This is a genomic window from Shewanella sp. 10N.286.51.B2, from assembly GCF_041469265.1.
In the GTDB taxonomy this organism is placed as follows: Bacteria; Pseudomonadota; Gammaproteobacteria; order Enterobacterales; family Shewanellaceae; genus Shewanella.
On record NZ_JBFRKH010000058.1, the window covers coordinates 67,372 to 86,853 of the forward strand.

A 19,482-nucleotide genomic window follows, 5' to 3' on the forward strand; every position below is an offset into this window, starting at 1 on the left:
CCATTGTCATCGTCTTATTTAGTATCAATAATAATGATTCAATCTTAAGACTTTTACAGCGGTAAAAGGTCAATGTTAGTTGTGGGTGGTACTTTGTGGCGAGCTGCATTGCCAGCACAGTTCAAAACTGCCTTCATTCATCTCATGACATTGAAGGCATTGCCATTGCGGACAGTCCATATTATGAGACTCTAACAGCGTTTTAGCTTGCTCGAGTTGATTTTGACAAACCCAGATATCCACAGTTTGCATTTCAGTGGGTAACTCACCAACACCACCGAGTAAAGCTTCACCGGTCAATTCTACCAATATGCCATTTGTTTCAAGCAGCCCTTTCCAAGTATGCGCTTGGAGTAAATTACCGCCCGTTAAGAGTACTTTTCTATTGTCCATTATTATTCCTACTGCATTGCTCTGATGGCAAATTTTTAATCATCGTACTTGTAAATGGTTCTTGCTGTCGAGCATTGATTAAACTTTATACTCATTATATGCTCTTGATAGCCTTTAAAGGAGAATCATATGAATCTGCAAATATCCGGTGTATTTCAAATTACAAATTGGGATGAAGCCACAGATATAGAACACCCTGATGGTGCTAAGCAAACCTCAGCAAGTATTAGCCAAATGTACTCAGGCGATCTTGAAGGTGTCAGCCAGCCCAAATATATCATGTGTTATACCGCAGATGGCAAAGCAGTGTTTTGTGGTTTTGAAAACGTGGAAGTCAGCATTAATGGCAAGTCCGGCAGCTTTGTATTGCAACACAATGGTAAGTTTGAAAGTGGTGTCGCCAGCAGTGACTTCATTATCGTGCCAAATTCTGGCCAAGGCGAGTTGATTAACATTGCAGGTAAAGGCGCATTTACTTCTGGTGAAAAAGGCCAAGCTGAGTACCAAATGGAATTAAGCCAAATATGATGGGGTTTTCTATTAGCCGCTTACACTCTTCGGTTGGCATAATTAAAGCTACTGGGCAGTGGGATGCTGACACTATTTCAGGCACTAAATTTACTCAGTTAGAACAAATGTCCACTGATGGCTGGGTTGCATTGGATATTCATCACCCGACTAACAGCCAGTTCATTGCATCCATTAAAGCTGAAGTTTATAGGCACTTGTTATCCCAGCAAGTTATCCCTGCAAGCAGCTTAAACATCAGTATTTAAATTTAAGAAATACATTCCAATAAAAAAGCCACTCGATTGAGTGGCTTTTTTGTGTTGCGGCTTAAGATTAAGGCATCATTGAAGGTTGATCAGCACCTTCTTTCTCAATCTCAACTGGCATCATATGCTCGCGACAAATACCCAATTTAATGGCTAAGTAACTTGCCACGTAAATAGATGAGTAAGTACCAACAAAAATACCACACAGTAGCGCCGTTGCGAAACCATGGATCATGCTACCGCCCTTAAGGAATAGCGCAATCACCACCACTAAGGTAGTACCTGTAGTAATAATAGTACGGCTCATTGTCTGCGTGATAGACGTATTAACCACTTCATCAGGACCGCCTTTACGCATCTTCAAGAAGTTCTCGCGGATACGGTCATAGACTACGATGGTATCGTTCAACGAGTAACCCACTACCGTAAGCAAACCTGCTAATACCGTTAAATCAAACTCTAATTGTAAAATAGAGAAAATGCCTAAGGTGACGATGACATCGTGAGCAAGTGCGGCAACAGAGCCCATTGCTAAACGCCATTCGAAGCGGAATGATACGTAAATGAGAATACAAATTAACGCCACAATCACGGCTAAGCCGCCTTGCTCTGCTAACTCTTTCCCCACTTGAGGGCCAACAAATTCAACACGCTTTTGAATAACGTTGGCATCAATAACTTGAGCACCGTGCACAATCGCAGCGACTTGATCATCACTTTTTAGATCATCACGAACAGGTAAACGTACTAAGATATCTCGGCTTGAACCGAAATTTTGCACTACTGCTCCGTCAGCGCCATCAGTACTGTATTCAGCACGTAGCTCTAATAAGTCTACTGGTTTTGAAAACTCTAACTCAACAACCGTACCACCAGTAAAATCAAGACCCCAGTTGATGCCTTTTGTGCCTAATGACACAAAAGAAGCCACCACCAAAATCATTGATAAAACACTGATTGGCATTGCATGTTTTAGAAAGTTGATCGTTTTCTTTACTGAAAATATTTGTAACATGGTCAACTCCTTAAATTGATAGTTTCTTAACGCGTTTACCACCCCACATGAGATTCACGATAACGCGCGTTCCCACGATAGAAGTAAACATTGACGTTGCAATACCAATCATCAGAGTAATTGCGAAACCTTTAACCGCGCCCGTACCCACAGCAAATAAAATTAATGCCGTCATAAAGGTGGTAATGTTTGCATCAGCAATGGTTGAAAATGCATTGGCGTAACCTTCATGAATCGCTTGTTGAACACTGCGTCCAGCAAGTAACTCTTCACGGATACGTTCGTAAATCAGCACGTTACCATCTACTGCCATACCAACGGTCAATACCATACCGGCAATACCAGGCAGGGTTAATACGGCACCTGGGATCATTGACATCACGCCAACAACCATCACTAAGTTAGCGGTAAGTGCTAAGTTTGCGATAACACCAAATGCACGGTAATAGATAAGCATAAAGACTAAAACAACTGCCAAGCCCCAAATCATTGCTTGGATACCATTTTCAACATTTTGTGCACCAAGGCTTGGACCAATAGTACGTTCTTCTACAATCGTCACTGGCGCAATAAGCGCACCTGCACGAAGTAATAACGCTAAGCTTTGTGCTTCAGAATGATCAAGACCGTTAATAACGAAATTTCGGCCTAGACGAGCTTGAATGGTAGCAACTGAAATAACTTCTTCAATTTTAGTCATTTTCACTGAGCCATCAGGATTGCGAATACCGCTATCCTTATACTCAATAAATAAAGTCGCCATTGGGTTACCAATGTTGTCTTTAGTGACGTTAGAGAAGATGTTGCCACCTTTAGCATCTAAGTTAATCGATACTTGTGGGCGACTATATTCATCAAAAGAAGGTTGGGCACCGGTAATATGATCACCAGTTAACATCACTTCTTTTTTCAGCACCGCAATGCCACCTGAACGACGAGGAAATACCTCTGAGGTCGCAGGTACGCGGCCATTTGCTGCTGCGCTTTGATCAGTGTTTTGATCAACCATGCGAAATTCAATTGATGCTGTAGCACCTAAAATTTCTTTTGCACGCGCAGTGTCTTGTACACCTGGCAGTTCAACAATAATACGTTCAGCGCCTTGACGCTGTACTACCGGCTCAGCAACACCCAGTTCGTTAACACGATTACGAATAGTCGTCATGTTTTGCTGTAGTGCTTCTTCCTTAATTTGACTAAGGTAGCTATCACTCATGGTGGCATACAGGGCAAAGTTTTCACCGCTGCTACCATCATTAAATACCATTTCATTATTATTGCGAGACTTTAAGAAGCGTTCTGCTTTGGCTAAGTTTTCAGCATCACGGAATTTAATCTCAAGGCCTTTTGCAGTTTTACGAACACCTGCGTAACGAATTTTCTCTTCACGCAATTGGCTTCTAAAATCAGCAATTTTGGCTTCTTCCATCTTACGAATAGCTTCGCCCATATCCACTTCCATTAAGAAGTGAACACCGCCGCGTAAATCCAAACCAAACTTCATTGGTGATCCACCAAGGGCTTCAAGCCACTCAGGTGTCGCCGGCGCTAGGTTTAATGCAACGGTATATTTATCACCTAATGAATCAGCAATGGCTTCTTTAGCAAGCAATTGCTGCTCAGAATTTTGAACACGGACAAGTAATTGCCCATCTTCGAGCTCAGAGCGCTTTACCGCAATGCCTTTACTTTCAAGTAATCCGTTTACTGTCGATAGAGTTGAAGTTGTCACTTCTGCACCACGAGTCGCTACGACTTGTACTGCATGATCCTCACCAAATAGGTTTGGAGTTGCGTAAAAAGCACCAATGGCGATGACTAGCATCACCATGATGTTCTTCCACATTGGGTATTTATTTAACACACCTGAGCCCTCTTGGCTTACAACGACTGGATAGAGCCTTTTGGCAATACCGCTGCAATATAGTCCTTTTTAATGGTGATCTGACTGGTTTCATTAATGCTTAATAAAACATAATCACTATCATCGCTGATTTTAGCAATCTTGCCTAAAATGCCACCGCTTGTAAGCACTTCATCACCTTTACTTAATGCAGACATTAAGTTTTTGTGCTCTTTTACACGCTTAGACTGCGGACGGAAGATCATGAAGTAGAAGATCAAGCCAAAAATAACTAGCATGAAAATCAGTTCCATGGTGCCGCCACCTTGAGGAGCGCCTGCTGCGTTTGCGTATGCATTTGAAATTAACATATTACTCTCTTCTTATTTTCTAAAAAAAATCAGTCAACTATAGTTCTGGTACTTCACGACCCAGTTTGGTGTAAAACTCTGTCACGAAGGCGTCTAATGTACCTGTCTGAATTGCGCCACGCAAACCTTCCATCAACATTTGATAGTAACGTAGGTTGTGAATGGTGTTTAAACGCGCACCTAAGATCTCATTGCAGCGATCTAAGTGATATAAATACGCGCGGGTGTAGTTTTTACAGGTATAACAATCACAATTTTCATCAAGGGTAGAAGTATCATCGCGATGACGAGCATTACGAATTTTAATCACGCCTTCAGAAGTAAATAAGTGACCATTACGTGCGTTACGGGTTGGCATAACACAATCAAACATATCCACACCACGACGGACGCCTTCAACTAAATCTTCTGGCTTACCAACGCCCATTAAGTAGCGAGGCTTATCTTCAGGGATCTGAGGACAAACATGCTCTAAAATACGGTGCATATCTTCTTTAGGCTCTCCAACAGCTAAACCACCTACGGCGTAGCCATCAAATCCGATTTCAGTTAAGCCCTTAATACTTTCATCACGCAAATCTTCGTACACACCGCCTTGGATAATACCGAATAACGAGTTCGGATTTTCTAAACGGTTAAATTCGTCACGTGAACGCTGTGCCCAACGTAATGACATTTGCATCGACTTACGCGCTTCATCATGTGTTGCAGGATATGGCGTACATTCGTCAAAAATCATCACCACATCGCTGCCTAATGAGTCTTGAATTTGCATCGACTTTTCAGGGTCTAAGAAAATCTTCTCACCATTGATAGGCGAACGGAAATGCACCCCTTCTTCAGTGATTTTACGAATATCACCCAAGCTAAATACCTGGAACCCGCCAGAGTCAGTCAAAATTGGACGCTGCCAATTCATAAAATCATGAAGATCGCCATGCTTACGCATGATTTCTTCACCTGGGCGAAGCCATAAATGGAAGGTGTTACCTAACAGAATATCAGCGCCTGTGGCTCTAACTTCTTCAGGCGTCATCCCTTTCACAGTACCGTAAGTACCTACTGGCATAAATGCTGGAGTTTCAACGGTGCCGCGCTCAAAAATCAGACGACCACGACGTGCGCGACCATCAGTTGTATCTAATTCAAATTTCATAAATCACCTTGCCAGATAAACAGTCTGACTCGCTGTTGTTTCATTAAGACATGAGGGCAAATGTTGCAACTTCAAGTGAGGCTACAAAATAAACCCAAAAAAATACCCACCTCTGTGGGCGGGTATTTTAGATCAAAATCAATCGTTACGGGGCTTTTTTCGTTAAAAACATGGCATCGCCATAGCTAAAAAAGCGGTATTTGTGCTCAATCGCATGCTGATAAGCCTTCATCACATTTTCATAACCCGAAAATGCGCTGATTAACATAATCAAGGTTGACTCTGGTAAATGAAAATTAGTCACCATGGCATCAATAACTTTGAACTGATATCCTGGATAAATAAAAATATCGGTATCGCCTTTAAATTCCGTCAACGGGTCATCACCACAGGCTTTCGCAGCGCTTTCTAATGAACGCACTGATGTAGTGCCTACAGCAACAACGCGTTTGCCCGCCGCTTTAGTTTGAGCAATTAAGTCGACAACCTCTTGGCTAACTTCAGCCCACTCAGAATGCATCACATGTTCATCGATGGTATCCACTCGCACTGGCTGAAAAGTACCCGCGCCTACATGCAAGGTTACAAAAGCGATATTAACGCCTTTGTTTTTTAGCGCCTCAAGCATGGCATCATCAAAGTGCAAACCTGCTGTAGGTGCTGCCACAGCGCCGGGGGTTTGGTTATAAACCGTTTGATAGCGCTCTTTATCAGCATCCTCATCGGGACGATCGATATACGGCGGCAAAGGCATATGACCAACTTCTTCAAGTACTTCTAAAATGGTTTTATCATCTTCAAGGGCTAACTCAAATAAAGCGTCATGACGGGCTAGCATTTTCATTTTGTAGCCACCGTCAACAATAATCATAGAGTCAACTTTAGGAGACTTAGAGCAACGAACATGGGCAAGAATACGCTTATCATCAAGCATTCTCTCCACCAACATTTCCAATTTACCACCGCTTGCTTTTTGACCAAACAAACGTGCTGGAATAACACGGGTATTATTAAATACCATCAAGTCACCGCTATTCACTTTCGACAGGACATCGGTAAATTGCTTATCGGCCAACTCACCTGAATTGCCATCTAAGGTCAATAAACGCGAAGCATTTCGCTCAGCCATTGGATATCGAGCAATAAGCTCATCTGGTAATTCAAAAGAAAAGTCTGCTACGCGCATTTTCGATACTCTTTTATAGACAATAAAAACCGCGCTAGTCTAGGACTAGTAACTGCTAATATCAAGCAAAGGGTATGAAATAGTGATCGATTAATGCACGCCAGCGGCTAATGGCTAACGCCAACATTAAAATCAGTTGGGGATCTGGCTTAAGCGCGGCGTTTAAAAAACCACGAAATAGGGTTATTTTGAATTCGCTGATTGTACATTTGCTAAATTATCATCAACTTCAGATACTGATGAAAACAAATTTTTATCGGCAGAATTACATAAACTGTCAGGTTTAAAAGAATGGCTTTCAATCTTGAGGTCTATGTCAACTTTTTTACGTTTTTTAGCAGACTGCTGCCTTAATACTGATTTTATCCAGTTTTTCATCATCCATGATCCCTACAGCCCAAATTTCAACAGGCATAAAATATCTTCCATAAGTACAAATTGTAAATAATAGCCATGACTTTTAAAGAGAAATCTATATGATGAATCTTACAGTCAGTTGTTACTATATTTCCAATTTTGTTGTTTAGTATCATACTGTAAATTTTCAAAAATAAAAGTACAAAATATGAACTTTCTAGCGCACCTACATTTAGCTGATATTAGCGACAGCCACTTAGCAGCCAATCTTGCTGGAGACTTTGCCAAGGGCGATATAAAACACTTCCCAAAGCATTTGCAACAAGGTTTATGGCTACATCGACAAATCGATCAAATTACTGACAGCCATGAATTAATCACCGATTTAATCAAATTATTTCCAAAAAGTTCACGCCGTGTGGCGCCAATTTTAATTGATTTAGTGTTTGATCATTACCTTGCTTTCTACTGGGATGAGTATCATCAGCAATCGTTAACTGAGTTTACTCAAAAGGCATACCATAGCCTGCAACATACCGCCGAACTGCCGGAAAAGCTGCAATTGATCATCCCAAAAGTCATCGAACAAGATTGGTTAATGAGCTACCAAACAAGAGCTGGGCTAAACAAAGCAATTGAAGGTGTGAGTCAACGTATTTCAAAACCTGAGCTTTTTAAGACGGCCATCAGCGACGTTGACAAGTTATATGTTGAAATTGAGATTGCTTTTCGTACTTTCTATCCACAGTTAATGGCCTATAGCCGTATCTATAGCCGTAAGACACCTGAACAATACCTGCCATAACTGATTTGCCGCAATCAAATAGCCGATTAATTGAGGCTATTTTACTTTAGCGGTTGATATCCATTACTGCAGCGCCGTTTATTTGCTAAAATAGTCACCTATTTTTGTAAACCGATGCGACTAAATGCAAATTTTTGACTACCAACCACCTAGTATTCCATGGCTTGATATCCGTTATACAGACCGAGATATCATTGTTATTAATAAACCTGCCGGCTTATTAGCAAATCCTGGCAAAGCTGCCAATACCCATGATTGTGCTATTACTCGTTTACAAAAACTCTACCCTGAAGCCATTTTGGTACATCGCTTAGACTGCGACACCTCTGGCATCATGGTATTTGCCCGCAATAAAAAATCCGAGTCTCATCTTAAAACTCAGTTTCAAGATAGAAAAACCAAGAAAGTTTATATCGCTGAAGTAGATGGTGTTATGGGCGCTGACAGTGGCACGATTGATTTATCGTTAGCTGGCGACAAAGAAAACCCACCATTTCAAGTGGTATCAGATCAAGGTAAATCAGCGATTACTCACTATGAAGTCATCGAGCGTTTTGCAAATCATACCTTGGTTAAGTTGATGCCAGAAACAGGCCGTACTCATCAGTTACGTGTTCATATGCTAGCACTTAACCATGTGATACTTGGTGATAACTTTTACGGTGATGACATTACAGCTAAAGCCAAAAAGCGCCTTAGCTTGCATGCGCAAATGCTGACAATTATTCACCCGTACACTCAAAAGCAACGCACTTTTTTTAGCAAACACCCTTTTTGCTAAAAACAATTTAACTGGCGCTAAAATAAGTATGCAGATACAAAAAAACCGACAAGTTGTCGGTTTTTTATTATCTCACATTAGAGGTTGAAGCTTTTTAAGCTTAACCCTTAACCGTTTGCTTTATTCTCAGCCGCTTCACAAGCTGCAGCGGTGAATACCACATCCGTTGAGCTATTTAGCGCAGTTTCCGCAGAATCTTGAATAACGCCAATAATAAAGCCTACAGCAACAACTTGCATCGCCACATCATTAGAGATCCCAAACAAGCTACACGCAAGCGGAATAAGCAGTAATGAGCCACCAGCAACGCCTGAAGCGCCACATGCCGATACTGCAGCAACCACACTTAATAACACTGCTGTTAAGAAGTCAACTTGAATACCTAAGGTATGAGCAGCTGCAAGAGTCAGTACGGTAATAGTAATTGCCGCGCCGCCCATATTAATGGTTGCGCCTAATGGGATTGACACTGAGTAAGTATCTTTATGCAGCTTTAACTCTTCACATAAAGCCATATTCACTGGAATGTTGGCAGCACTTGAACGGGTGAAAAACGCCGTTACGCCACTTTCACGTAAACACTTAAACACTAATGGATAAGGGTTACGTTTGATTTTTACATAAACCATAATCGGGTTAACCACTAAAGCAATAAAGGCCATAGCGCCTACCAATACTGCAAGTAATTGCGCATAGCCTGCTAATGCATCAAAGCCTGTTGCCGCAATGGTGCCCGACACTAAGCCAAAGATACCAATAGGCGCAAAGCGGATCACAAAGCGTACGATTGCGGTTACGCCATCGCTTAAGTCTGAAATAACTTTCTTTGTCGACTCATTGGCGTGGTGTAAAGCAATACCTAAACCAATACTCCAGGCTAAAATACCAATATAGTTACCGGTAAGCAGTGCATTCACTGGATTATCAACAATTTTAAATAACAAGGTATTTAACACTTCTGCGATACCTTGAGGAGGATTAGTCCCCTCAACGCCGCCAACAAGTACTAATGTTGTCGGAAAGGCAAAACTAAACAGTACTGCAGTTAACGCGGCAGCAAATGTGCCCGCTAAATACAAACCAATAATAGGACGCATATTGGTATGGGCATTTTTCTTTTGATTTGCAATTGATGATGCCACCAGTACAAACACTAAGATCGGTGCGACTGCTTTTAATGCTCCAACAAATAAATCACCAAGGAAGGAAACCTGCCCTGCTGCTGAAGTTGAAAATGTGGCGAGAAGAACACCCAGTACAATACCGGCGAGAATTTGTAACACTAAACTGCCATTAGCTAATCGCGCTAACAGTGATGGATTTTGATTCATTGCTTGACCTATATTTTTATATTTATGGCTTTTATTAAGCTCTAATATTTGTGACTTTTTAAAAATCGAATAACGGGATTTTAATAAGCTCTGATAGGTATATATCGGATGGGATGGCTAAAGTCTAGTTTCGCTGCAAAATGATGCACTAATATTACCGTACATTCCCAAACAAACCACATTTAGCCAACATGTGATGAAATTTAGCGCGTTTCATTATTGGCAAATTATTGTATTAGATGAAAATTGTTATTTTGCCCCTCGGAGAATAGCATCAATTAATTCATGGGCATCAAATTTTGTTAACGCTTCATCGGCGCCAACTTGTTTAGCCTGGCTGACACTAATTTCACTGGATAAAGAGGTATGTAAAATAATATAGGCATTGGCAAGTTGCGGGTTATTTTTGACTTCAAATGCAAGCTCATAACCATCAAGTCCTGGCATTTCAATATCACTCACTAACAAATCTATAGGTTTTTGGTTATCTGCAGCCCGCTGCATGATCTGTAGTGCATCATGGCCATCTGCGGTGACAGAATAAGGGATATTGATAGAATCGAGTGCATCTGAAAGTTGCTTTCGAGCGACTTTAGAATCATCCACTAATAAGATATTCAGTGGCTTTAATTTCTCTCGTTGAATATCTGTCAAAATAGCTCGATTAGCGGCGGGATCATAGGGGAATAATTTTGCCATTAATAACTCGACATCCAACAATTGCACTAATTTGCCATCAAGGCGAGCAACCCCAGTAAGAAAAACCTGATGGCCTAAGTTCGCTGCCGGCGCCTCAATATCTCGCCAGTTACACTCAATTATTTTGTCAATTCCTCTAACCAAAAAGCCTATCACCATTCGCTGGCAATCAGTGATGATAATATTGCATTTATCATAGTCGCTTGGATCTATCGGCTTAAAACCAATCGATGCAGCCATATCAATCACCGCAATGGTTTTACTGCGTATGGTTGCTGCACCTAATATTGACGGATGGGATTTCGGAATAACCGACAAACGCGTGTACGGGACAATTTCGCGAACTTTTAAGGTGCCCAAAGCAAACTGCTGAGTATGGGAAAGGTGAAACAGTAACAATCCTTGTGACTGGCTTGCTTTACTTTTCATAATATTGCCGATTAAAACTGATTATTTAAAGTTAACCACAGCCTTTTCGTCATATCAAATTCAAATCTGAATTTCGGGGGTTAAGTCGCTAATTTGCTTTATCAATTAGAAAACTACAGCTGGGACTCTATTGGCAACAATGCTAAAAAATCAGCTAAAAACTTACGCCAAAAGCCAGCACCGGGCTCTGCATAAATAATTTTATGATGCTGATGGTCAAGCCACACCAGCTCGCCATTTTTTAACACCACTTCATAAGCTTTATCATTTGCTGACAGCGCAAGCCCTGCAAGGATCTCTTTAGCCAGCATCTCATTATCAATAATTAAGCCCATTTCGGTGTTGATCAGTGCTGAGCGGGGATCAAAATTAAACGAACCAACAAAGAGTGTTTGCTCATCAATAATAAAGGTTTTGGCATGTAAACTCGTGCGACTGCTACCTTTCCAACTGGTTTTTTTAGATTTTTGGCCCTTGGCATTGCCTTTTACTTCATAAATCTTAACCCCGCCTTCAATGAGTTTTTGGCGGTACTGCTGATACCCTGCATGAACCGCTAATACATCCGTTGCAGCTAAACTGTTAGTCACTATGGTGACCTCTTTACCCCGTTTTACTTCATTGATTAATGCATGGGTTGCCGCATCGCCTGGGACAAAGTAAGGCGAGACAATCAGTAATTGATGCTGCGCTTGCTCAAAAAAATAACTTAAGTCATCTAATAAAATGCTGTCATTAGGGTTTCTTTCAAGTTTATTTGGCGGATCATACACCACTTGGGCTTCGCCCCAATACCACTGTAACCCTTGATTTTGCAGGCGATCTAATAAGGTATTTTTTTCTAAACGAGTAACATATTCATCGGTCATTAAGCTCTTCTCAAGAATGCTTGCTCTGGCATCCAGTTTCGCTAGCACGTTATCTTGCTCAGGATTTGTATTATTGCCTTGATATGGCTCAGCGGCCTTTACCAATTGCTCAATGCTATTAACTTGGGCCGAGTTCCAATAAGTATCAAATTGGGTTGATACCTTATCAACAGCGTCGCCAATGGCCAGTAAATCAAAATCACCAAAATCGACATTCTCATCTGCTGAAAAGTATTCAGCGCCAATATTTCTCCCCCCAACCACTGTCACTAAATTATCAATGGTCAGTGATTTGTTATGCATACGATGATTGAGGCGGCTAAAGTTCCATAAAAATGCCAGTCCACGATACTGACGGTCATAGGATGGATTAAACAAACGCACTGAAATATTAGGGTGAGTTGCAATGGCCATTAAGCCATCGTCGCCATTTGCTGTGGTTAAATCATCCAGCAACACCCTAACTCGCACCCCGCGCTGAGCGGCTTTATAGAGAAATAAACTGAGGATTTTCCCGGTTTCATCATTGCGATAAATGTAGTATTGCAAGTCGATGCTTTCAGTGGCTGCTTCAATCATGGCTAAACGAGCAATAAAAGCATCAATGCCATCATTAAGGGGGTTAACTCCCGTTAAACTTAACTCTGCTTGAGTATCATCATTGCTTTGGCTGCTAGTTTGAGAGTACTGAAGTGAAGAGTACTGAGGTGAGGACTGCTGCAGTTGAGATTGAATGTATTGTGCTAAAGGAGAGTCAGTGACAGGCGCGAGTTTATACTGCTGAGAAAGAGGCTTGAATTCAGCGCGATTGGCGCAGCCAATGAGAGTTAAACACAATACACAACAAACGAATATGACAGAATTTTTTTTGGGCATTGATGGCTTCCTTTCAATTTGACTCAGGTTTTACTGGGGCTCTATTATCAGGCAGCCTTTTACACTATGGTTTAAGCGTATTGCTAACATGACCGCTATCATAAGCCGTCACAGATGCGCTGTATAACTATGGTTTAATCTTGCAGCGCATACAAGACATCAAATACAAATTGATCCCAACCTTCAGCGCTAAAAGCAATGTCTCTTACACTGCGCACTTGACTCACAGCATGGACTGGCGCTGCGCCATTATCCATTAAGTAATACGCCATCATGATGCCCGTGCGGTCTTTACCGGAGCGGCAATGGATAAGTACCGCAATATTTTGCGCTTCACACTCTCTGATAAAGGCCAACGCTGTTGGCATTTGCGCAACGCAAATAGCCTCATCACCCTCTTGCGGTGGGATATTATTTGAAAAAGGAGTGCAGCAATATTTTAGCCCTAACGCTTCTATGGCGGCAGCAGCGACCTCCTCACCATCATTGACCGATAAAATAGCGCCAATACCTGCCGCTTTTAATTCCGCTAAATCCCAAGGGTGTTTATTAGGGCCACTGCGACCTGCAATGACCCCCTCTACTAACCAAAATAACTGCTTCATAAAAACGTTAATACTCTTGTTAACTATGAAATGGGGCGTTCTCTCGGGACTAAGGCTGAATTAGTCTTGTTCAGGTTTTTTAATATGAGCCCAAAAATCGACATTGACTTCGGCTTTCTTTTTACGCTTTTTCTTACCTGTGCCTTCAGGTTTTGCCATTGGCTTATCAAGCTCTAACAAGTCATCAGGCATTTGCTCATCGGCTTCAAAGCCAGCAACTTGCTCACGCTCTAAACGCAGGGCATTTTTTTTCTCAATCACTTTAAAATGATGGTAATCCGCATGGGCTAATAATGATATCGCTAAACCAACTTCACCGGCACGACCACTTCTGCCAATACGATGCATGTAATCAGCAGGACTTCTTGGTAAATCGAAATTGATAACCACTGGGAGCTTATCAATGTCTAAACCACGTGCGGCGATATCGGTGGCAATTAATACCTCAATCTCACCTGACTTAAATCCATCTAGCACACGATTACGGGCGCCTTGGGCTTTGTCGCCATGGAAAACTTCAGCGCTAATACCCCGTTTTGATAGTTTTTCAGCCAAGTGCTTACAGCTATTTTTAGCATTAACGAAAATCAATGCTTGGCGCCATTTATGCTCTTTGATCAAATGGGCTAATAATGCGGTTTTACTTTCACGGTTTACGGTAAATGCCCGTTGCACTAAGGTGCTTTCTTCGGCGCTTTGCAACTGAATGTCTACTGGCTCAACCAGTAAACTCGCCGTAAGGGTGCGAACTTCCTCTGGGAAAGTTGCTGAAAACAACAGTTTTTGCTTTTTCTCAGGCATTAATTTTAATATTGAAGCCAGCTCGTCAGTAAAACCAAGGCTTAACATACGATCGGCTTCATCAAGCACTAAGGTTTTTACCTTATCAAGCTTAATGGCGTTACTTGAGATTAAATCTAATAATCGCCCAGGAGTTGCCACAAGTACATCTGCGCCGCCGCGAAGGGCCAGCATTTGAGTATTCACTGACACGCCGCCAAACACGGCAACGGTTTTAATGGCGCCATTAAAATGCACCGCATAGGATTTAACGCTATCGGCGACTTGCTTTGCAAGCTCGCGGGTCGGCACTAAAATCAACGCTGAAACAAAGTTACCTTTATTTTTTGACGCCCCAGCAGACTGACTTAACTGCTGCAAAATCGGTAAAACGAATGCTGCGGTTTTACCAGAGCCAGTATTAGCACCAGCCAGTAAATCTTTACCCGCTAATACGTGAGGAATGGCCTGCGCTTGGATCGGCGTTGGAGTGAGGTACTCAAGTTCAGTTAACCGCGCTAATAATGGCGAGATTAAGCCCATTTCGGTGAAACTAACGGTATTAGTTTCAGATTGCGTCGCTAAAAGGGTGTCAGCATTTAGGCTCGTTTGGGTATCATCTTTGCGATCAGTAGCAGAGGTCATTAATTTCAAGTGCTCAAAATAAGGTATAGCCAGCTATTTTAGCGTATTTATGCCGCTTAAGTTAGCGAAATAGATCAAGCAATGATGAATTACTGCTCATAGATGATGAAACAAGCCGCATTCGATTAATCAGCTGATTCTAATGACAACAAAGCTTGTTTCATTTTAAGGCCATAGGCATAACCGGTTAAGGTACCATTTTTACCAATCACTCGATGACACGGCACGATTATCGCTATGGGATTAGCACCATTGGCAGCGCCCACCGCCCTAACTGCTTTAGGTCGATTAATTTTATTGGCGATATCGCCATAACTGCATACCTGCCCAAACGGCAGCTCTCGCAGCGCTTGCCAAACCTCATGCTGAAACACAGTACCAGTGGCTGCAAGCGTGACGTCAAATTCACTGCGCTTACCGGCAAAATATTCATTAAGTTCTGTGATGGCTTGCTGCACATGTTTTTGAGCTTGCTCAATTGAGTCAGCACTTGCATCGATAATATCGCCACTATCGACAGCGTCAGCCTCACTGACCACTTGCAAATGGGTAAGGCCTAATTCTGAGGCTCGCAGCTTCAAGTAACCCACAGGGCTTAGCTCAATTTGCAGGTAAATCGGCGGTTGATTATTAACTTTCATTACTATTCCATAATTGAAAAGTGACATAGCTGCCCCATGGGCTGACATCCTTGGCAATCTTGTCGCAAAATTGTCGATAGGCTTTACCGGTAAGCGCTTCTGTCTGCCCATCAACCTTCCCATGCTGGCAGCGCAGAACTTTCAAGCGGTTTTTTATCACTAAATCGCCACTTAAAAAGATATCCGGATCGCCTTGACCGCGCATTTTGGCATAGGCAATAGTCCATGGGCCAATACCTTTAACGCTGAGCCAATCATCAGGGCTTGCGTCTGGGTGCTCAGCGACAAACTGACCTAACAAATTAAGCGCGGCTTTGCGTGATGCTGGCATGTTAAATTCAGTTAAACTTGCCGCTGCTATCGCTTGCGGGGTTGGAAATAAGATAAGCTCACGATCTGAAATTACGAGCTTTTTACCATAACTCCTCACCAAGATATTCAGTAGCTTACTTGCCTGTACCACACTCACTTGCTGACCTAATACTGCCCGGCATCCGGCTTCAAACACCGAGGCTGTGGCAGGGATCCGTAAACCCTCTGTAGGGGTTAACCCCATGTCGACAAGTGACTTAAATGATTGATGGATAACCGCCATATCCGCATCTAAATCCAATAACTTACGCACAAACAGCACCACATGATGTAAATAGTCTAAGTCGTCAGCACGTTCAAATTTCACCGTAAGTGACAATTGGTGTTTATCTTTTAGCGGTAATACATCAATGGTGCCGCTAACCTGCCGATGATTAACATTTAAACAAAAACTGCGGCCATAAGCCTTTGATGCCTCATCAAGCCACTCCATGTTTTCAACGCTTCTTAACTGGTAAAACGACCACTGTTTCGACCAATTAAACGGCGGGCGGTAATCTAATAACAGGCTAATACCGTCAGCTTTGGTAGCAACATTTGCCTTGGCGCTATCACGCCTTAATTGGGATGGGGTCAATTGCAACTGCTCCTTAAAAACTTCATTAAAGCGTCTGATACTATTAAAACCTGCAGCTAATGCCACGTCCGTTATTGGCAAGCTGGTTTGATGTAACAGCTGTTTAGCAAACATCAGTTGTCGATAAATAGCATATTTTTTTGGCGAGGTGCCTAGCTGCTTATTAAAGAGTTGGCTTAAATAGCGGCTACTAATACCCAGCCGTTGTGATAATGATGCAAGTGTTTGACCCTGTTCGCCACTTAAACAACCGCCATCAATCAGGGCTATCGCTCGCTGCAAACTGGTTTGAGTGCCCTTCCATGCATTGGATTGTGGCGCACTATCAGGGCGGCAACGTAAACAAGGCCTAAGCCCCGCCTGAGCAGCTTTAATCGCAGAGTCAAAGTAACGCACGTTTTGCTCTTTAGGTGCCGTCGCAGGGCAAATTGAGCGGCAATAAATCCCTGTGGTTAAAACCCCAGTAAAAAAATGCCCATCAAAACGCGCATCACGGCTTAGCCTTGCTTGACGGCAAACATTAGCAGCTAAACTGCACGCCTGACTGCTGGCTATAGGTGCTAAAGACTTCTCGCTGTTTAGCACTGCTTTAGGAGACATGTTATCGTTACCCGTTTATGTAAGCTGGTTAATAGCAGCTTGAAGATTATTAGCGTCACTTTAGCGAATAATGACGCTAGTCACTAGCGGAAAACGGAACTCAACCACTGACCCCATTTAATGCTAGCCTACAAGTATCGAAACAATCTAACTAACACTTAGCTAACAAGTCAGCACCAAGTTAAGGTATCCTCTGTATATATTGCTGTTCCCGTTTCAAATATTGAGAAATAGATGTTTAAATTCTTTGAATCCCTTACCAACCCATTACCTTCAGAAGAACCCAGCCAAGCCCCAAAAGGCGTTTATGCCTTTTGCCGTCATTACACCCGCGGTTTTGAAAAACACTTAATCATCATGTCAATTTTGACAGCGACTTTGGCGATTTTAGAAGTGTCATTATTTGGCTTTATGGGCAAATTAGTTGACTGGTTAGTCACTAAAAACCCACAGACCTTAATGCAAGATGAAGGTAGCACCTTAATATTGATGTCTGTGGTAGTACTGGTGATTATTCCGTTATTAGTGGCTTTGCATGCGGCTATCGTGCATCAAACCTTGCTGGGTAATTACCCTATGGCCATCAGGTGGCAAGCACATCGATACTTACTAAAACAAAGCGTTTCATTTTATCAGGATGACTTTGCCGGCCGCATTGCCACTAAAGTAATGCAAACCTCATTAGCAGTGCGTGAAACCGTCATGAAACTGTTAGATGTATTGATGTATATCATCATCTATTTCACTTCAATGCTGGTGATGATCGCCAGTGCTGACGTGCGCTTAATGCTGCCAATGCTGGTGTGGCTATTTGCGTATATTGCTATTCAGTGGAAGTTAGTGCCAAAGCTAAAAGCCATTTCAGCCAAGCAAGCAGATGCCCGCTCGACCATGACTGGCAGGATCGTTGATAGTTATACCAATATTTCCACCGTGAAGCTGTTTTCTCATACCAAGCAAGAGGCTGAATACGCCCAAGACAGCATGATGGGCTTTCTTAAAACCGTCTACGGCCAAATGCGCCTTGTGACCATCATTAACGTTTTAGTGCAGATCATAAATTACCTTTTAGCATTTACCATTGCGGCGGTTTCAATTTGGCTTTGGGCAGATAATGCGATTACTGTGGGTGCGATTGCTATTGCTGTTAGCTTAGCACTGCGTTTAAACGGCATGTCTCAATGGATCATGTGGGAAATAAGCTCACTGTTTGAAAATATCGGTACTGTCACTGATGGGATGAATACCTTATCAAAACCCATTGAAATTGAAGATAAACCTGGCGCTAAAGATATTGTTGTTAACAAAGGTAAAATTGACTTTAACGATGTTAGTTTTCATTACGGCGAAAAATCAGGGGTGATTAGCAATCTGAATTTAAACATTAAAGCCGGTGAAAAGGTCGGTTTAGTAGGTCGTTCTGGCGCTGGTAAATCAACGCTCGTTAACTTGCTAATGCGCTTTCACGATGTTGAAAAAGGTCAAGTGAGTATTGACGATCAACCGATTACCGATGTTACCCAAGATTCGCTGCGGGCTAAAATCGGCATGGTAACTCAAGATACCTCACTACTGCATCGCTCAATTCGAGAAAACATCCTCTATGGCGATCCTAATGCTTCGGAGCAACAGCTTCAAGCAGCCATTGCGCAGGCTCAAGCAGCCGAGTTTATTGATGATTTATCAGATCCCTTTGGTAATACAGGCTTAGATGCACAAGTGGGTGAACGTGGGGTAAAACTCTCTGGCGGTCAACGCCAACGTATTGCAATTGCCCGAGTATTATTGAAAAATGCCCCGATTTTACTACTAGATGAAGCCACTTCAGCATTAGATTCCGAAGTTGAGGCGGCAATTCAGGAAAGTTTATATGAATTAATGGAAGGTAAAACCGTGATTGCCATTGCTCACCGACTATCAACCATCGCGGCTATGGACAGACTAATTGTCATTGATAAAGGCCAGATCGTTGAGCAAGGAACTCACCAAGAGTTGATCAAGTCTGAGGGTATTTATGCCCAACTTTGGTCCCATCAAACTGGCGGCTTTTTAGGCGTTGATTAACATTCAACAATAAATAACACACTTTTATGACGCTCACTTTTGACTTCTATCGAAACTGGGCGTTTTTTATGTCATTAAGCGGCAAGAGTTACTTTATCTGCAGCGGTTAAGCTAAGAAAACACAAGAAATATTAAATAAATTTATAACTGATGAATGAGTGTTCATTGAGAGTAAAATATTATGACTTGAAGAGGATAAATCGAAGAAAATGGTGGTCGATACTGGGCTCGAACCAGTGACCCCCTCCTTGTAAGGGAGGTGCTCTCCCAGCTGAGCTAATCGACCTGGGATTTTATAATGTTTTAATTCT

19 protein-coding genes and 1 tRNA gene are annotated in these 19,482 nt (G+C 42.2%); 5 read left to right on the forward strand and 15 right to left on the reverse strand.

The window, feature by feature from the left end; translation table 11 throughout:
• Positions 1 to 75: 75 nt before the first annotated feature.
• A complete protein-coding gene (locus AB4140_RS15725) occupies positions 76 to 393 on the reverse strand; it encodes a DUF2007 domain-containing protein (protein WP_102439657.1) in 318 nt (105 codons plus the stop codon).
• A gap of 129 nt (positions 394 to 522) precedes the next feature.
• On the opposite strand from AB4140_RS15725, the gene AB4140_RS15730 reads away from it, so the two are divergent.
• Together AB4140_RS15730 and AB4140_RS15735 are read left to right on the forward strand one after the other, a co-directional pair.
• Entirely contained in the window at positions 523 to 921 is a 399-nt protein-coding gene (locus AB4140_RS15730; RefSeq protein WP_102439658.1) for a DUF3224 domain-containing protein, read from the forward strand.
• Positions 918 to 1,169 carry a hypothetical protein gene (locus AB4140_RS15735; RefSeq protein ID WP_303413671.1) on the forward strand — a complete coding sequence of 84 codons (252 nt, stop codon included), beginning with the start codon at positions 918 to 920 and terminating at the stop codon, positions 1,167 to 1,169. Before AB4140_RS15730 ends, AB4140_RS15735 begins: the two co-directional genes overlap by 4 nt.
• Positions 1,170 to 1,236: 67 nt before the next feature.
• On the opposite strand, the gene secF is transcribed toward AB4140_RS15735, so the two are convergent.
• From secF to AB4140_RS15765, 6 genes are all read right to left on the reverse strand, one after another.
• Positions 1,237 to 2,184, reverse strand: coding sequence for a protein translocase subunit SecF (gene secF, locus AB4140_RS15740; protein WP_076542916.1), 948 nt, complete (start codon positions 2,182 to 2,184; stop codon positions 1,237 to 1,239).
• A gap of 10 nt (positions 2,185 to 2,194) precedes the next feature.
• Positions 2,195 to 4,048, reverse strand: coding sequence for a protein translocase subunit SecD (gene secD, locus AB4140_RS15745; RefSeq protein WP_102439660.1), 1,854 nt, complete (start codon positions 4,046 to 4,048; stop codon positions 2,195 to 2,197).
• Between the two features lie 17 nt (positions 4,049 to 4,065).
• Positions 4,066 to 4,398: a preprotein translocase subunit YajC gene (yajC, locus tag AB4140_RS15750; protein WP_076542918.1), complete on the reverse strand. Its 333-nt coding sequence runs from the start codon at positions 4,396 to 4,398 to the stop codon at positions 4,066 to 4,068.
• A 37-nt stretch (positions 4,399 to 4,435) separates the two neighbouring features.
• Positions 4,436 to 5,554, reverse strand: a complete 1,119-nt coding sequence (gene tgt / locus AB4140_RS15755; protein ID WP_102439661.1) for a tRNA guanosine(34) transglycosylase Tgt — start codon at positions 5,552 to 5,554, stop codon at positions 4,436 to 4,438.
• Between the two features lie 145 nt (positions 5,555 to 5,699).
• Positions 5,700 to 6,740, reverse strand: coding sequence for a tRNA preQ1(34) S-adenosylmethionine ribosyltransferase-isomerase QueA (gene queA / locus AB4140_RS15760; protein WP_102476181.1), 1,041 nt, complete (start codon positions 6,738 to 6,740; stop codon positions 5,700 to 5,702).
• Between the two features lie 183 nt (positions 6,741 to 6,923).
• Complete coding sequence (locus AB4140_RS15765) at positions 6,924 to 7,121, reverse strand: hypothetical protein (RefSeq protein ID WP_102476182.1); 198 nt, start codon at positions 7,119 to 7,121, stop codon at positions 6,924 to 6,926.
• Between the two features lie 184 nt (positions 7,122 to 7,305).
• Here AB4140_RS15765 and AB4140_RS15770 point away from each other — a divergent pair, with 184 nt between their 5' ends.
• Together AB4140_RS15770 and AB4140_RS15775 are read left to right on the forward strand one after the other, a co-directional pair.
• The gene (locus AB4140_RS15770; RefSeq protein WP_372001658.1) at positions 7,306 to 7,902 is read left to right on the forward strand and encodes an ACP phosphodiesterase; all 597 of its coding nucleotides are present in this window, start codon (positions 7,306 to 7,308) and stop codon (positions 7,900 to 7,902) included.
• 124 nt (positions 7,903 to 8,026) lie between these two features.
• A complete protein-coding gene (locus AB4140_RS15775) occupies positions 8,027 to 8,683 on the forward strand; it encodes an RluA family pseudouridine synthase (RefSeq protein WP_372001660.1) in 657 nt (218 codons plus the stop codon).
• 107 nt (positions 8,684 to 8,790) lie between these two features.
• On the opposite strand, the gene sstT is transcribed toward AB4140_RS15775, so the two are convergent.
• From sstT to AB4140_RS15810, 7 genes are all read right to left on the reverse strand, one after another.
• On the reverse strand, positions 8,791 to 10,014 hold the full coding sequence (sstT, locus tag AB4140_RS15780; RefSeq protein WP_102439666.1) for a serine/threonine transporter SstT: 1,224 nt from the start codon (positions 10,012 to 10,014) through the stop codon (positions 8,791 to 8,793).
• 249 nt (positions 10,015 to 10,263) lie between these two features.
• Entirely contained in the window at positions 10,264 to 11,142 is an 879-nt protein-coding gene (locus AB4140_RS15785) for a chemotaxis protein CheV (protein ID WP_102519082.1), read from the reverse strand.
• A gap of 113 nt (positions 11,143 to 11,255) precedes the next feature.
• Positions 11,256 to 12,887: a phospholipase D family protein gene (locus AB4140_RS15790; protein ID WP_372001663.1), complete on the reverse strand. Its 1,632-nt coding sequence runs from the start codon at positions 12,885 to 12,887 to the stop codon at positions 11,256 to 11,258.
• A gap of 134 nt (positions 12,888 to 13,021) precedes the next feature.
• Positions 13,022 to 13,492 carry a dual specificity protein phosphatase family protein gene (locus AB4140_RS15795; RefSeq protein ID WP_102519086.1) on the reverse strand — a complete coding sequence of 157 codons (471 nt, stop codon included), beginning with the start codon at positions 13,490 to 13,492 and terminating at the stop codon, positions 13,022 to 13,024.
• 60 nt (positions 13,493 to 13,552) lie between these two features.
• A complete protein-coding gene (locus tag AB4140_RS15800; protein WP_372001669.1) occupies positions 13,553 to 14,815 on the reverse strand; it encodes a DEAD/DEAH box helicase in 1,263 nt (420 codons plus the stop codon).
• A 227-nt stretch (positions 14,816 to 15,042) separates the two neighbouring features.
• On the reverse strand, positions 15,043 to 15,558 hold the full coding sequence (locus AB4140_RS15805; RefSeq protein ID WP_102439671.1) for a methylated-DNA--[protein]-cysteine S-methyltransferase: 516 nt from the start codon (positions 15,556 to 15,558) through the stop codon (positions 15,043 to 15,045).
• Positions 15,548 to 17,107 carry an Ada metal-binding domain-containing protein gene (locus AB4140_RS15810; protein WP_102439672.1) on the reverse strand — a complete coding sequence of 520 codons (1,560 nt, stop codon included), beginning with the start codon at positions 17,105 to 17,107 and terminating at the stop codon, positions 15,548 to 15,550. Before AB4140_RS15810 ends, AB4140_RS15805 begins: the two co-directional genes overlap by 11 nt.
• A 234-nt stretch (positions 17,108 to 17,341) precedes the next feature.
• Here AB4140_RS15810 and AB4140_RS15815 point away from each other — a divergent pair, with 234 nt between their 5' ends.
• The gene (locus tag AB4140_RS15815; protein ID WP_372001665.1) at positions 17,342 to 19,171 is read left to right on the forward strand and encodes an ABC transporter ATP-binding protein; all 1,830 of its coding nucleotides are present in this window, start codon (positions 17,342 to 17,344) and stop codon (positions 19,169 to 19,171) included.
• 210 nt (positions 19,172 to 19,381) lie between these two features.
• Here the strand turns inward: AB4140_RS15815 and AB4140_RS15820 are convergent.
• Positions 19,382 to 19,457 (reverse strand) — tRNA-Val (locus tag AB4140_RS15820).
• Between the last annotated feature and the right edge of the window lie 25 nt (positions 19,458 to 19,482).

Excerpts from the sequence above, each read along its gene's own strand:
- AB4140_RS15810 (WP_102439672.1), bottom strand. The coding sequence starts at position 17,107 with ATGTCTCCTAAAGCAGTGCTAAACAGCGAGAAGTCTTTAGCACCTATA.
- secF (WP_076542916.1), bottom strand. The coding sequence starts at position 2,184 with ATGTTACAAATATTTTCAGTAAAGAAAACGATCAACTTTCTAAAACAT.
- AB4140_RS15775 (WP_372001660.1), top strand. The coding sequence starts at position 8,027 with ATGCAAATTTTTGACTACCAACCACCTAGTATTCCATGGCTTGATATC.
- AB4140_RS15805 (WP_102439671.1), bottom strand. The coding sequence starts at position 15,558 with ATGAAAGTTAATAATCAACCGCCGATTTACCTGCAAATTGAGCTAAGC.
- AB4140_RS15815 (WP_372001665.1), top strand. The coding sequence starts at position 17,342 with ATGTTTAAATTCTTTGAATCCCTTACCAACCCATTACCTTCAGAAGAA.
- AB4140_RS15765 (WP_102476182.1), bottom strand. The coding sequence starts at position 7,121 with ATGATGAAAAACTGGATAAAATCAGTATTAAGGCAGCAGTCTGCTAAA.
- AB4140_RS15785 (WP_102519082.1), bottom strand. The coding sequence starts at position 11,142 with ATGAAAAGTAAAGCAAGCCAGTCACAAGGATTGTTACTGTTTCACCTT.
- AB4140_RS15770 (WP_372001658.1), top strand. The coding sequence starts at position 7,306 with ATGAACTTTCTAGCGCACCTACATTTAGCTGATATTAGCGACAGCCAC.
- yajC (WP_076542918.1), bottom strand. The coding sequence starts at position 4,398 with ATGTTAATTTCAAATGCATACGCAAACGCAGCAGGCGCTCCTCAAGGT.
- AB4140_RS15795 (WP_102519086.1), bottom strand. The coding sequence starts at position 13,492 with ATGAAGCAGTTATTTTGGTTAGTAGAGGGGGTCATTGCAGGTCGCAGT.
- AB4140_RS15800 (WP_372001669.1), bottom strand. The coding sequence starts at position 14,815 with ATGGGCTTAATCTCGCCATTATTAGCGCGGTTAACTGAACTTGAGTAC.
- sstT (WP_102439666.1), bottom strand. The coding sequence starts at position 10,014 with ATGAATCAAAATCCATCACTGTTAGCGCGATTAGCTAATGGCAGTTTA.
- AB4140_RS15735 (WP_303413671.1), top strand. The coding sequence starts at position 918 with ATGATGGGGTTTTCTATTAGCCGCTTACACTCTTCGGTTGGCATAATT.
- AB4140_RS15730 (WP_102439658.1), top strand. The coding sequence starts at position 523 with ATGAATCTGCAAATATCCGGTGTATTTCAAATTACAAATTGGGATGAA.
- queA (WP_102476181.1), bottom strand. The coding sequence starts at position 6,740 with ATGCGCGTAGCAGACTTTTCTTTTGAATTACCAGATGAGCTTATTGCT.
- AB4140_RS15790 (WP_372001663.1), bottom strand. The coding sequence starts at position 12,887 with ATGCCCAAAAAAAATTCTGTCATATTCGTTTGTTGTGTATTGTGTTTA.
- AB4140_RS15725 (WP_102439657.1), bottom strand. The coding sequence starts at position 393 with ATGGACAATAGAAAAGTACTCTTAACGGGCGGTAATTTACTCCAAGCG.
- tgt (WP_102439661.1), bottom strand. The coding sequence starts at position 5,554 with ATGAAATTTGAATTAGATACAACTGATGGTCGCGCACGTCGTGGTCGT.